Consider the following 698-nt stretch of genomic DNA (forward strand, 5'->3'; position numbering starts at 1 on the left):
TTGATGGTGACGACGATGCCGGCACCGACGGTGCGGCCGCCTTCACGGATGGCGAAGCGCAGCTTCTCTTCCATGGCGATCGGCACGATCAGCTCGACGTCGACGGTGATGTTGTCGCCAGGCATCACCATCTCGGTGCCGGCCGGCAGCGTCACGATGCCGGTCACGTCGGTCGTGCGGAAGTAGAACTGCGGACGGTAGTTGGTGAAGAACGGCGTGTGGCGGCCGCCCTCGTCCTTGGTCAGGATGTAGGCTTCGGCCACGAACTTCTTGTGCGGCTTCACCGAACCCGGCTTGGCCAGAACCTGGCCGCGCTCCACGCCCTCGCGGTCGATGCCGCGCAAGAGCGCGCCGATGTTGTCGCCGGCCTGGCCCTGGTCGAGCAGCTTGCGGAACATCTCGACGCCCGTGCAGGTCGTCTTGGCGGTCGGACGGATGCCGACGATCTCGAGCTCCTCGCCGACCTTGACCACGCCGCGCTCGACGCGGCCGGTCACGACCGTGCCGCGGCCCGAGATCGAGAACACGTCCTCGATCGGCATCAGGAACGGCTTGTCCAGCGGACGAACCGGCGTCGGGATGTAGGCGTCGACCTGAGCCATCAGCTCGCGGATGGCGTCCTCGCCGATGGTCTTGTTGGAATCCTCAAGCGCTGCCAGCGCCGAGCCCTTGACGATCGGAATGTCGTCGCCGGGGAA

At 66.5% G+C, this 698-nt stretch carries 1 protein-coding gene; it reads right to left on the bottom strand.

Going from position 1 to position 698, the window contains the following annotated elements; translation table 11 throughout:
- Positions 1–698 (bottom strand): EF-Tu C-terminal domain-related protein (locus AU465_RS32960; protein ID WP_246506629.1); only part of this gene is annotated, 698 nt, incomplete at both ends.

The sequence above is a fragment of the Mesorhizobium silamurunense genome (assembly GCF_014843905.1).
Taxonomy (GTDB): Bacteria; Pseudomonadota; Alphaproteobacteria; order Rhizobiales; family Rhizobiaceae; genus Mesorhizobium; species Mesorhizobium silamurunense.